The following is a 13709-nucleotide window of genomic DNA, read 5'->3' as shown; positions in this document are numbered from 1 at the left end:
CCACTAACGATAACGATTAAATGCAATTATCATTTAAAGTTCAAGGTATCGTGATACCATGTTCTTAAATATTGGAGGATTTTATGGGGAAAAATTTAAGCGTAGCATTAATGGCGTTTTTAGTATTTATATCATCGGGATTCATAGCTCCCGTTTATGCAGACAATCCGCCAGAAACTACAGAAGCAGAATATAATGAGATGAAAGATGCTTTTGATTACAGTATTGTTTTGTCGGGGTATCATTCAGCGCGACAATCATTTGTAACGGGACCTGTTGCGGTTCGTCGTGATTCGAGTTTACCGACTAATTTGATGTCTTTTACTTATGGTGCCGAAGCATCACTTTCTTTGGTTGAAAATGCGAAACCACTCGCATTACTTATTGGCGGTCGGGTACGAAATCTAAATGAACACGTACAGCCCCAAATTCAAAAAACGAATATTTCCGGGAAACTGATTAACTCGAAATTAGTTACGGATGATTTCACATGGCCTGATCAAGTTTTTAAAAATGTCGATGGTACACCAAGTTTAGGTGAAGAGCAAAAATCATATTTGCCGACATCTCGAACAACGGAATTGTTTTTAGGCTTTGATAAGCAAGTTAAACTTACCTCTGATACGATGAAACCGTTGGTGGAATCATTGGGTCAATCAAATGGGAAAACGCTGGGTGGAAAGTGGGTCAATGGTAAGCAAGTTAAGTATGATATTCAACCTTCACAAAAAAACGCTAAAATTCTGGTCGTTAATATTGAACCCAATGAGAAGGGTGAGGTTTTAATTTCTGATTTAGGCTTTGATTATGAATCCGTAATTAATAATAAAAATATCGAACAGGTGATTATTACATCGTACCGTATGGTTCAAGGGAAACCGGAATATGCGAAAAAGGTAATCCATCACAGTAATTTTATGTCAAATAAAGGTGGGGCGGAACATACCCTTCCAAGTGGGAGTTCGGAGATTGCTGAACACGCCGCAAAAATTATTAATTATATGCCCGAGGCGACCCAAATTACAGATTTTTATAATGATAAAAATCAAAATGGTAATTTCGTTGCACCACAGGGAATTACGGTAATGCATAATGGTCTCGACGATGATGGAAGCTTGCGCTTAGACAGCGATGAAATTAGCAAAGAAAATAACATCATTTCCTATGACGATGTATTCGGAACAATCTTTGCACCGAAGGCAAGTGTTGTATTAAGTGGTGCGAATGTTTATGGTCAAATCTTTGCTGTTGATTACCACCAACGTGGTAATAACACTCATGTTTTTATTCCCAATACGTGGTTATCCACCATGATTCCACCACAAACAGACAATCTACACACCATTCAAATTCAAAAAGTTGATCAAGATGATCCAAACCATGTTTTGGCTGGTTCTAGGATAACTTTAGGGATGGTTTTCGGTAACAAGCTCAAGTATTATCGTATTCGCAACAACGTTGTTGATTGGGTTGAAGATGTAGAAGATGCGGCAGTGCTAGAAACAGGAACGGATGGGTTGGTTGCCTTTCCCAGATTAATTCCGAGCCCGCGTCCTTACTATGTGATTGAAATGGAAGCTCCCACGGGTTATGACCTAGGCTTTATCGATGAAGAAGTGATTGCTGCCCCTGATCATAAGGGCATTCAACGTAAGGGAGTGCCAGTGACCATTACACAATCTTCAGGTCGAGTTATTGAAACTCACGTTTATAATAAGAAGACACCCAAGCCAAAAGTCCTTTTCAACATCAATAAACACAATCAACAGGGGGATTTATTGAATCATGCAGGTTTCTTACTTTTCAAAATAGATAAGAATCATCGTTTTTACTACAGCACAAGTTCATCATCGTCTGAGACTGTGTGGACACAAGAAGCTGATGAAAAGAATGTGCTTTTTACGGAACAAGGTCGATTTAATACTGACTTAAATTTAGAAGTTGGAACGTATTACCTTCAAGAAATTATCGCACCAGAGGGTCATGTGTTGAACTCTACAATCCGTGAGATTACTTTGAGTGAGCAGGATAACCCTCATATGGAAACAATTCTTAATCAACAAATGGATGCAGACAATCAGTTACATCTTTCCAAAGTAGGGGTTGAAGATGATGGCAGCATCACACCGTTCATAGCACCACTTTGGGCTCGCTTTAAGCTATATAACATGCAAACAGGTCGATATTATGCTGTGAAAGATCAGAACGTTGTATGGACTGTTGGAACGGATCCCAAGGCGGTAATTGAAACGGACGGGTTAACTGGAGATATTCTTTTTAAAGAATTACCGAAGGGGGATTATGTTTTGCTTGAGGTAGAGACATCTAAAGGTTACGTGGTGGATACCCAACCTCGCATCATCCATGTCGAAAATGCTGCGGTGACACCGGTTGAATACCAATTTGAAAACTATAAAAACGTACGTACTATTTATGGTATAATCGCAATTGAAAAAGTTGATGCATCAAATCCTTTAATTAAACTCCAAAGCGCACAGTTTGTTCTAACAAAAAACGATGAACACGGCGATACCTACTACTACACGATTTCGAACCAGGCTGTAAAATGGGTAAAAAGTACAACGCCTCCAGCTGATGCAATTGTGGAAACAAACGAGAAGGGTAAGGCTGTTTTTATTGGAGTTGAACCAAACCAAGATTATCAAGTTCAAGAAGTAAAAGCACCGGACGGTTATGAGGGGAATGCGACGGTGGATATTACAAAAGTTGATTTTGATGAACAGCTAGCAACTGTACCTCTTGTTGTACGTAAAACCGTCACGAATACGAAAATTCACACATCACGTGATTATAGTTTTATAAAAGTTGATGAAAACGATCAGCCGTTATCCGGTGCATCATTTCTTATGTATAATATGATTAATGGAACGAGAACCTATTATCGTGGTGATGGTACCTGGACTGAAGACCGCAATCAAGCAGATGTTGTGGTGTCCACATCATCGGGAATGGTAACGTTTAAAGATGTCCCATTGGGAAATTACTTTATTCAGGAAATTGAAGCACCTCAAGGGTATCAAGTTAAAAAACAACCGATATCCATTCAAGTGACAAAAGCGACTGCGACTCCATTACATTTTAAAAATATTAAATTGCCACGAGTACACCGCTTAGAAATAACAAAGCTCGATGCTGATAATCCTCGAGTCACTTTACGTGACGCAGAATTCGTGCTGTATCGAGAACGAGGTGGACAAAAGGAGTATTATAACTCAGAAAATGGTGTCACATCATGGGAAGCATCAGAGGTTCGCCATCGAAGTGATCGTTACGGACATCTATATTTTGATAAACTTGAAACAGGTACATATACTCTTGAAGAAGTTCAAGCACCCTTGGGTTATGAATTGACGACCTATAAGGAAATAATAACGATAACGGATACGGACGATTCAGTAATCTCCAAACAAGTTCTAAATCAAAAAGAAACAGACCCAGTTACACCGGGAACTCCATACCATGAGCTTAACATATACAAAGTTGATGCAACCGATGACACAAAAATGCTTCAAGGTGCTGGTCTACGTTTAAGCCGTATAGTGTATGGGGTCAAACGTTATTATCATGAAGATGATTATGGGTTTATTACATGGCGAAAAGATTCTTCAGAAGCGACTGTTTTAGAAACGGATGCTGATGGATTTGCACAGTTTAATCAACTTGAAGCGGGCCTGTATGAACTTGAAGAACTCAAAGCACCACAAGGTTACGAATTACTAGAAAAACCTGTAGCTATTACGGTTAAAACTGACATAACACCCGGATCGACATCATTTGTATTAAAAAATGTCAAACAAACAGATCCTACACAACGTTATGATTTACTTTTAGTGAAACGGGATGCACAGACACATAAAACACTTGTTGGTGCTGAGTTTGGACTCTATCGTATCCAATCGGGACAAAAAGAGTATTATCAACAGGATGGCTCATGGTCCAAAGATGTCGCAACTTGGGTTAGTGATGCATCCGGTTTCATTCAATTTAAAAAATTAGTACAAGACACCTACTGGTTAGAAGAATTAGAAGCACCACAAGGGTATCAGCGCTTAACAGACCCTGTGGAGGTAACATTAACACGTTCGATGAGTATGGATGTCTTAAACACAAAAGCAACCTCAGAGGTTCCTCAAACACCTCACAAACCGCAAAAACCGGAGATATCGGTACCAAGTGAAAAACTTCCTGCTGCCGGTATCACACCAAAAGGAATTTGGCACTATGGTATTGTTCCAAGTATCGTGGGCGGCTTGTTGTTGTGGATCAATCGGAAACAAAAAAAGAAGCGAAATTTTAAATAATTTCACTTGTGATTTTGAGAAGAACCTTAACAATTATCACAAGATGGATTTACTTTAGGGTGAATCCATCTTTTTTGAGAAAAAAAGCACTAATTATGCAAGATGGAACTATGACAAAGTGTTTAATCATGCTAGACTTGATACGGTGATAAATATGAAATCCATATATGGATACGATCTAAATGAAATGGGAGATTTATTTGAATCTTATGGTGAGAAGCGTTTTCGTGCAAAACAACTCTTCCAATGGCTCTATCAAAAACGAGTTACCTCGTTTGATGATATGAGTGATTTAAGCATCTCTTTACGTGAAAAATTAAAACAAGACTTTGAATTGGATACGCTTAAAGTTGTTATGAAACAAGTAGCTTCCGATGAAACGACAAAATTCTTATTAGAGTGTAGTGATGGCGCACTCATTGAAACAGTCATGATGAAGCATGATTACGGATACAGTGTATGTGTTACATCTCAAGTTGGATGTGCGATGGGGTGTAAATTCTGTGCTTCAGGACTTTTGAAGAAAAAACGTAATCTTACATCTGCTGAAGTAGTTAATCAGATTATGTTTGTGCAACGTCATTTGGATGAACAAGATAAACGGGTAAGCCATATTGTTGTGATGGGAATTGGTGAACCATTTGATAATTATGATAACATCATGCGTTTTATACGTATTGTGAATCATGACCATGGGTTAGGAATTGGTGCGCGCCATATTACAATTTCAACATCAGGCGTTGCGCCGGTGATTAAAAAATTTGCAGATGAACAAACCCAAGTGAATCTTGCGATTTCACTCCATGCACCAAATGATACGCTCCGTTCAGAAATCATGCCGGTGAATAAAATGTTCAATCTTGAAAAACTCTTTGATGCCTTGAAATACTATCAATCAAAAAGCAACCGTCGATTGACGTTTGAATATATTCTAATTGATAACGTTAACGACCAAATCGCTCAAGCAAAAGAATTAGTAGCCCTTATTCGTGGAATGAATGCCTATGTAAATCTTATTCCTTATAATGAAGTCGATGAAAATCCGTTCCGTCAAACAAAACCGGAACAAGCGGCTAAGTTTTATGATTACTTAAAACGTAATGGAATTCAATGTACCATTCGTCGTGAAAAAGGAAGCGAAATTGATGCAGCATGTGGACAATTACGGGCGAATGTGGAAAAACAACGTAAACAATAAAAACCGAGTTAAAAAACTCGGTTTCCTAAATTCAAATCTCAACCGCACCACCCAAGGTGCGGTTGTTTTTGTATAATAAAAGGAGCCCACCCGACTAAAAGGAGCTCCCATATGAAGTATAAACAATTAGATAAAAAAATGAAAGACCAAATTGATATTCTATTAAGCATCGGCTATTCTATGCGCAAGGCAGCACGTAAACTCAATATATCTCATTCTACGATTTCTAGATATAAAAATAATGTCTATAAGAAACGAACGATTGATATCCGAGACAAATATTCCCACTTAATCGAATATCTGCATTCTCACTATGATCCTAAAGTTCATTCGGTAGAAGTATGTTTGAGTAACTATAAACGATATCATCCATATAAACCGTGTGTTACATCGCAGCAAGTCTATAACTGGATTAACCAAGGTAAACTTGATATAAAACCAAATAGAATGTGCTATAAACGTCGAAAACGCAAAAAAAGAATTAGTGGAATGATGAATCATTTAAGATGGAACTTGGAAGAGAAAACGGTGCTTCCAATTAGCCTTAGACCTAAATACATTGAGGAACGTAACGAGATTGGTCATCTCGAAATCGACTCTATAATCGGTAAGAAACATGAATCTGCAGCAATTATATCCATTGTAGACCGCTGCTCAAGAATGACCTGGCTTATTAAAGCAGAATATCGATATGACTATTACACATCAAACTTAATTCGAAAATTTATTGAAGAGAATAATATAACAACCAAATCAATAACAGTAGATAACGGACTTGAATTTAAAACACTAGGAATTACAGCCAAGCGGTTGGGTGTGAAACTATATAAGTGTGATCCATACTGTTCTTTTCAACGTGGAACCAATGAACGAGCGAATGCAATCGTTAGAAGGTTTATACCAAAAGGAAAATCAATGTATGATATAGCGCAACAATATCTTGATGATATTTGCTTCAAAATTAACTCAATGCCGCGAAAAATATTTGACTTCAAAACGGCCTATGAGATAGACTTTAATAAAAGTAAAAGTGGTGCGGTTGAGATTTGATAAAAGAACCGAGTTAAAAAACTCGGTTTTTATTTGGTTCTTTGAGTACGATTATGTTAGAATTTTGATACAAAAATAAGGAGTTACTTATGGCAACACATCAAAATATAATACTCAAGACCTACCGTAAAGATATTTGGTCAAAATTTATGAAAGGTATTACACATTATCAACTGATTCAAGCCAATGATTGCATAGGAGTTTGCATATCAGGTGGCAAAGACAGTATGCTCATGGCACTGTGTTTCAAAATTCTTGTCCAACATTCAGAGGTTCCTTTTACCGTTAAATACATTGTTATGGATCCTGGATATAATGAAGTTAATCGTCAACGCATCTACCAAAATGCACATGAACTGGAACTCGATATTGAGATGTTTGATGCGAAAATATTTGACTATGTAGATCACATAGAAAAGAGTCCGTGTTATTTGTGTGCTCGAATGCGTAGGGGTCACTTGTACCAATTTGCAGAACAATTAGGTTGTAATAAAATTGCTTTGGGACATCATTATGATGATGTTATTGAAACGACTGTCATGAATCTGTTTTATGGGGGCCAATTTGGGACCATGATGCCACGTCTTAAATCCACAAGCCATCCAGATATCGAACTTATTCGTCCCTTGTATTTAGTTCGTGAGTCGTCAATTATCAAGTGGGTCAACTGTACGGGTCTTGAATTCTTGCAATGTGCGTGTCGTTTCACCGAACGCGATGAAAAACTGCATCATGAAACAGAAAGTAAACGTAAAGAAATAAAACAGTTTATCCAAACATACAAAGCCATTAACCCATTTATTGAATCGAATATTTTCAGGAGTACTGAGAACGTGAACCTTAATAAAGTCATTTCTTATTTTGATGATGAAACCCAACATCATTTTTTAGATGATTTCAATGAACCAAATATACAGTAAAAATTGAAAGGTCCGTGAGATAGAAGTCGAATCATTTATTTCGTGATATGATAGGAACATCAAGAAAGTGAGTGATAAACCATGTATGATTATTTAAAAGTAAGCAATACAGATTCTCTTTTTTATATTAAAGATATCGTACCAAATCCCCGTGGTGTAGTGCTCATGTGTCATGGATTCACCAATCATTCGGGCGACTATGATGTATATGCACGTGAACTGAATAAAAACAACTACTCTGTATACCGTTACGATATGCGTGGTCACGGCAAGACCATTTCAGAAAAAGGTGATATTGACACGTATAAGACCTATATTACGGACCTACACACTATGGTTCGTATGGCAACTCGTGAAAACATTCATATCCCTTTATTTACCCTGGGATTTAGTATGGGTGGTCTTGTTTCAGCGCTCTATGGTATTGAGTACCCAAACAGCTTAAGTGGACAGGTATTCCTTGGGCCTGCGGTCGGTTATGTCAGTGGTGTTCGAGGTCCCAATCGACTGGGAATCAAACTGGCAAGTAAATTAGCTGATGATATGCTTGTGAAATTCACGGAGGACTCGTTGGAAATTAATAATCCAATCAAAAAAGAAACGCTGGAAAAAGATTATATGTATACCAGCAAAAATCCGATGCGTTTATCGTACTTTACCGTTCGTTTTGCACGATCAGTATTTATTGATGGGGCTGAAGATCTAATGAGTCGACGTGAATTTTATCGCTATCCAACCTTTATTGCGCAAGGAGAAGAAGATCCAACCGTTCCTAAAGATGTTTCGGAGTCTTTTTATGAATTAATTCAATCAAAGGATAAAACTTTAAAAATCTATCCCGGCATGCGGCATGTCCTATATGATGAGCCAAATGGGATGGAAGTCATTCAAGATACGATTGATTGGCTTAACAATCGCACAACCTCTCTAAAATAGTCTCTCAAGACTATTTTTTTGTAATAGTACCATTTTGATTACATTACCTATAACTTATATAACATTCTTCATTCCAATGATTTAATATCTTATATATTAATCGTGATGAAGTCGTGAAAATAGGAGACGTTTATGAATCATAATAATTTTTGGGCAATTATTGCATCCATTCGAAATCAAAGTCAGAATGATGATGCGTTGTTTTATTTCCTTTTCCAAAAAAATATTAAAAACATGGCTCCCCAAGATTTAGAAAATTTTAACTTATATTTTTATGGGTATCTCGAAGCCTTAAATGAGAGTGTTTGGCCCATCATGCTCTGTCAAGTCGTGAATGACTCAATTGAGTATGATACCGTTCGAAACTTTAACTTATGGGTTTTAAGTCAAGGCTACGGTGCTTATTGTACTGCCTTAGATAATCCAGATATGTTGGGAGATGTGGTAACATATATTCCATATAAAAATGCACAATTCCCACAGTTAATTGATGTTGTGGGTGAAAAAGGATATGGTGACATAAGGGTTGAGACACCAAACTATTATCGTAATCTAAAATGGGGAAACTACAAAAACACAGAACATGCGTTACTGGATATTTCAAATGTCCTTCCACGTATGAATGCTGCGGTGGAACTTTATGGTATGAAAAATTTATCCTCGGAAGATGTAGAGAAGTTACTTAAAAAATGGGGTGTTAATAGTAATTTATTTGCAGAATATAAAAATAGTAAGGAAGCATCAAAGTTTACTGAGATAGCTAGGAATGTATGTACTGAATATTTTGATATCCAAGAATCGCTCCATGAAATTGTGGAACTTTTGACGATTCAAGCGCACCACTTGTTTTACTGTGCAGTTAATCCATTTACCCATACAAGTAGAATCGTTCGTTTTAATATCGATACCAAGAAAAAAAATGATATTTATAAATCGACATGTATTACAAAAGTCACTTACGTCGACCGCAACCAAGAGTTTCTTGTTTTTTTTGTTGATCATGGCTATGAGAATCAAAGCTGTGAAGATATGTATTTGATTTACAATATAAATGCCAATACGATTAATCGGGTAAAACCACAGTTAAGTGAGCCAATGACATTACTGAATAAGGCAATTTTGATTGAAAAAGATTTATATTTTTCTGCTAAAACCAATGATCCAAAGTCATATGATATTTATCGATACAGTACGTTAACACACACAACATTTAAAATGATTTTAAATGCAGGGATGTTGACTCGGTATGAGGATACATTTATATTCGGAAAAATAAATGCTTCGGACAAAGTTCACTTTGTTCGTGGTATCTATGAATTTTCAATCGAGCGCGAGCAAATTATTACCCACAATTCAAACATATTTTACAATGAAGTTTCTATCCATGGAAAAGAAGGCATTTTTGGTTTGAGAGAAGGACTTCACGTCTGGTTGAATTGCTTCGATTTTGAAAGTCATAAAATGTGTCCCCTCGAATTTGATGATGTCATCCCACTTGTCTATAATGAGCGTATGTTGGTTGGATGGATGCGTGTTGAAAGTGGACAGAAGCTTGTAATCATTGATCGGTCTACGAAAAAATTATATAGTTTAGAAAAAGGGGTTATTTATGCTTTTGATAAGAATCATTTAGATTGGATAAGTACGGATTCCTATCAAAAATTAATAAAGATAAATCATTTGTTGTATTAAAAAAAGATCAGAACCTAAGAGTCCCGATCTTTTTTTGATGCATGGTATAAAAGTTCATCAACTTTCTTAAACTGTCTTTGAATATAGAGATATATTACTATAATAACAAGTAGCGGAATTAATAACAAAACCATTACAGTAATCGTGATTGATCTTGGATTTATCGTTTCAAATGTCCCAACTTGACTAGCGTCTGATGCATCACGATTTATAGAATTCCATGTTACATTTTTTGCGGGGACCTCAAACACTTTAATCTGAATCATAGTCTGATTGCTCGTCTTGAAAGTGACCGTTATCCCATCCGCGCTTTCTTTTCTTAATACTTCAGTAATTGGAATTGTTTCGCCGGTTTCCTGAATCCAAGCTCTTACGTGCGCGAGGTCGATTAACCGTTGATCTGTTAGGCGACTAAAGGTTCCTATTGTAATTTCTATGTTAGAAGCAACAATAACCTCAGTACTATCGGTAAGTTTTTTATTTTCGGTTTGTGGTTCTGACACAGACTTTATGATTGGATTGGGTGTGTTTTTTGAATCGTCTTCAGTTATTGTTAGAGTAATAATATCATATTGTTCGAGCCCGTCATCATCGATATAATAGATACGAATACGATATCGACCAGCTTCGGTAATATGTTCAACTGAATCGTAAATCTTTTCATCTTCGAATGAATAAACAGGTACTAAAATAATTTCGAATAAAAATATTATAGTAAATAACCTAGTGAGTTTCTTCATCATCTTCTCCACGTTCTTTTGGAAGTGTAATTGTAATAAATACATTCTTATTATTAGTTTTGAGGTTGTATGATCCATGAGCTAAATTTGCGAGATCTTTAATTAGGAAGAGACCATTTCCACTACTGTGTTGATGCTCTTTATCTTCATTTAGAACGTTAAATAGAAATTCGGATTTTTTCATGCGATCGAGATTCTTAAGACTGCTTTCATTTTCATAAATCATTTCGACAGAGTTAGAAAGTTCGCGAATAGAAATGAAAACGGTTGATTCAGGGAGTGCGTAATGTCCGATATTCGACATTAAATTATGAATCAACAATTGTAAAATAACTTTATTGGATTCAATATTTAATGATTCGGGCCCATCAATGTCAATCATTAAAGCTTTCTTTGAAAAACTTTGTCCGAAAGAACGTAAGGTTGTATAAGTTAATGCGATTAAATCAAAATTTGAAATATTTTTTTCCAGTGTTAGATTATCTTGGTTTAATACTTTTAGAATTTCATTAATGCGTTCCATGAGTTTGGTGCTATGTTTTATGTTCATAGACGCAACAGATGATGGAGTATCTGACGGATTAGTGTTATCAATTACCAGTTCATTAATCATCAACTGTTGGTGCACCGGTGTTTTTAAATCGTGAACGAAAGAACGTGAAACAACTAAAGCGTTGTTTAAACGTTGACGACTAATTTCTAAATCTTTTTCAAAGTCAGTATAACGGTGTGATGCTTGTATCATTGCATTATCAATTTGAGATGAGACATTAGAAAGACGTTGATTGATCACATCATCACTGGCTTTGATTTGATCAAATTCGTAATTTTGAAGATGTTCTAGCGATACTTTTGCTTTCTTTAATGGTTGTATAAGCGAATTCATAATAAAGAAAAATGCTAATGTAATTATGATGAACGAGAAGCTTAGAATAATTATTTGTTTTGCTAGAAAAGGCATTAAATATATATCGTCAGGGAAATTATACAAACGTATAAAAAATTGATAATCATCTTCGTGAGAATTCAAGTTGCCTTTCGCTTCGTATAATACTGCTTTTGAAGAAACAATGTCGAAGAAATTTCTATCATCAAGTGCTATTGAAGATTGATAGATGGTTTTCTGATTCTCAATTACAAGAAGATCAAGAGGATACCGTGCTGCAAGAGTCCCAAATTGATTCTCTTTCGTTAATGCATAATCATCAACAGATTTGCTGACTTCAGCTTCAATTTTTTCGACAGCTTTAGACTCCTCTAGCCGGTATTGAGCAGGGAGGTTGCTGAGATTTATAACATAATAGGCTATTATAACGACATAGCCTACAGAGAGCGCGATTCCGAAAAGAAAGCTACTTTTACTATGCTTCATTCCACTTATAGCCACATCCTCGGACTGTGACAATTGAAAAAATATTCATTTTGGTTCGCAAGTTCTTCAAATGTACATCAACCTTACGAATGTTTTCAGGAGTAGGCTCCTCAGCCCATACAGCTCTAAGTAAATCTTCGCGCGTGATTAATTCAGACTTATGACTTAAAAAGTATTCAAGAAGACCGAATTCAGTAGGGGTTAAATGATGTTCTACATTGTCTTTGTAGACACTTCTAAGACGCAAATCCATCATGATATTTTCAATGCTTGATGCTAAAAACTTGATGTGTGTGATAGGGACTTCTTCACGATCTAAAATATTCGCAATATACTGAAGAATTACCTTTAAGCTTTTTGATTTTTCAATATATAAATCTGTATGAAGTCTGAGTGATTCGAGTTCGGTACTGTTGCTTGGTTTTCCAGTTAAAATAATTGAACGTGTACCTGGCGACATTTTTCGTGATGCCTCAACAAGACGTAAACCATTAATCACATCTAATTCAAGGTCAGTTAGTAATAAATCATAATGATTTAAAGCTAAACTTTCCATTGCATCAATTCCACTGTAGACACAATCCACATCATAAGGAACTTTCTCAAGCTTTTCTTTTAGAAAATCAGAATATTCAACATCATCTTCAACAAATAATATTTTTTTCATAAATTTACCTCTTTTAAATTACTCATATTTTATCTTTATTTTCTACACAAGACCTCAAAATGCTATATAAACATTGAAAAATGTAATAAAAATCAAAAATGGGAAGTATAAGGTTCACAATATGGAATAAACAAATAAATTCAAAATAAGGAACTGTTTATTTAATATCATATGATTTTCTAATGGTAATTAAGCCTAATCCAAGATTACATCAAAAGGTTGTAATTATATTAATCATTTATAATTTTTTACATTAGCTCTGATCATTAGGAAGAGAAATGTAGAGTATAAGTCTTTCACTTAATGAATTATTGAAATTGCAAAAATAGAGCGTGTTAAAGAAACATTCTTTTTTTAAATTAATTATGAGTATTAGGAGGATTGAAACTGATAAAAAACAGAATGTATTAACAACTGAAAGTACACATGTTTTTATGGAATGATTAGTATCTAAACCTGGATGAAAAATACAATAGTAAACGGTGAAATCAATATTTTTATAAGTCAACATACAGGTTTGTTTTTGTATGTAAAATAACAAAAAAAGTTTGTTTGTTTTGCTGTTTGAATTTAGTATTAGAATTTTGAGTGAAGAACTCGTTATTTAAGTGAACTATGAAGACGGAAATTCGTTTTTCGTATCCCTTTATAATAACAAAAATGTTGTAATATCCATTTATAAGTAGATATTATCAATTTTTACAAAAATTTAATATTCAAATTATGCACTTAATTAACTACATATTTCATCTATTTTTTTTATAACATTTAAGCTTTTGTTTATGACAAATTGCGCACAAAAGTCACGTCGG

9 protein-coding genes are annotated in these 13709 nt (G+C 35.4%); 6 read left to right on the top strand and 3 right to left on the bottom strand.

What is annotated here, in order from left to right:
• The first annotated feature begins 83 nt into the window (after nt 1–83).
• The 6 genes from NMG63_RS07795 to NMG63_RS07770 all read left to right on the top strand — a co-directional run bounded on the left by NMG63_RS07795 (nt 84) and on the right by NMG63_RS07770 (nt 10118).
• Entirely contained in the window at nt 84–4322 is a 4239-nt protein-coding gene (locus NMG63_RS07795) for a SpaA isopeptide-forming pilin-related protein (protein WP_254006892.1), read from the top strand.
• A gap of 154 nt (nt 4323–4476) precedes the next feature.
• A complete protein-coding gene (rlmN, locus tag NMG63_RS07790) occupies nt 4477–5520 on the top strand; it encodes a dual-specificity RNA methyltransferase RlmN (RefSeq protein WP_003774668.1) in 1044 nt (347 codons plus the stop codon).
• A gap of 111 nt (nt 5521–5631) precedes the next feature.
• On the top strand, nt 5632–6570 hold the full coding sequence (locus NMG63_RS07785) for an IS30-like element ISErh4 family transposase (RefSeq protein ID WP_254006521.1): 939 nt from the start codon (nt 5632–5634) through the stop codon (nt 6568–6570).
• Between the two features lie 89 nt (nt 6571–6659).
• Nucleotides 6660–7490, top strand: a complete 831-nt coding sequence (locus NMG63_RS07780) for a tRNA 2-thiocytidine biosynthesis TtcA family protein (protein WP_238000434.1) — start codon at nt 6660–6662, stop codon at nt 7488–7490.
• A gap of 81 nt (nt 7491–7571) precedes the next feature.
• Nucleotides 7572–8426: an alpha/beta hydrolase gene (locus tag NMG63_RS07775; RefSeq protein WP_238000433.1), complete on the top strand. Its 855-nt coding sequence runs from the start codon at nt 7572–7574 to the stop codon at nt 8424–8426.
• A 132-nt stretch (nt 8427–8558) separates the two neighbouring features.
• Nucleotides 8559–10118 carry a DUF4240 domain-containing protein gene (locus tag NMG63_RS07770; RefSeq protein ID WP_254006891.1) on the top strand — a complete coding sequence of 520 codons (1560 nt, stop codon included), beginning with the start codon at nt 8559–8561 and terminating at the stop codon, nt 10116–10118.
• Nucleotides 10119–10132: 14 nt separating this feature from the next.
• On the opposite strand, the gene NMG63_RS07765 is transcribed toward NMG63_RS07770, so the two are convergent.
• From NMG63_RS07765 to NMG63_RS07755, 3 genes are read right to left on the bottom strand one after another with little or no spacing between them, the layout of a single operon-like run.
• A complete protein-coding gene (locus tag NMG63_RS07765; protein WP_254007563.1) occupies nt 10133–10858 on the bottom strand; it encodes a hypothetical protein in 726 nt (241 codons plus the stop codon).
• The gene (locus NMG63_RS07760; RefSeq protein WP_254006889.1) at nt 10842–12230 is read right to left on the bottom strand and encodes a sensor histidine kinase; all 1389 of its coding nucleotides are present in this window, start codon (nt 12228–12230) and stop codon (nt 10842–10844) included. The genes NMG63_RS07765 and NMG63_RS07760 overlap by 17 nt, the downstream gene beginning before the upstream one ends.
• The gene (locus tag NMG63_RS07755) at nt 12220–12897 is read right to left on the bottom strand and encodes a response regulator transcription factor (RefSeq protein WP_013853324.1); all 678 of its coding nucleotides are present in this window, start codon (nt 12895–12897) and stop codon (nt 12220–12222) included. Before NMG63_RS07755 ends, NMG63_RS07760 begins: the two co-directional genes overlap by 11 nt.
• Between the last annotated feature and the right edge of the window lie 812 nt (nt 12898–13709).

Source organism: Erysipelothrix amsterdamensis (genome assembly GCF_940143175.1).
GTDB lineage: Bacteria > Bacillota_I > Bacilli_A > Erysipelotrichales > Erysipelotrichaceae > Erysipelothrix > Erysipelothrix amsterdamensis.
The sequence above is the reverse complement of the archived record's forward strand: the minus strand, read 5'-3'. Positions and strand labels throughout refer to the sequence as shown.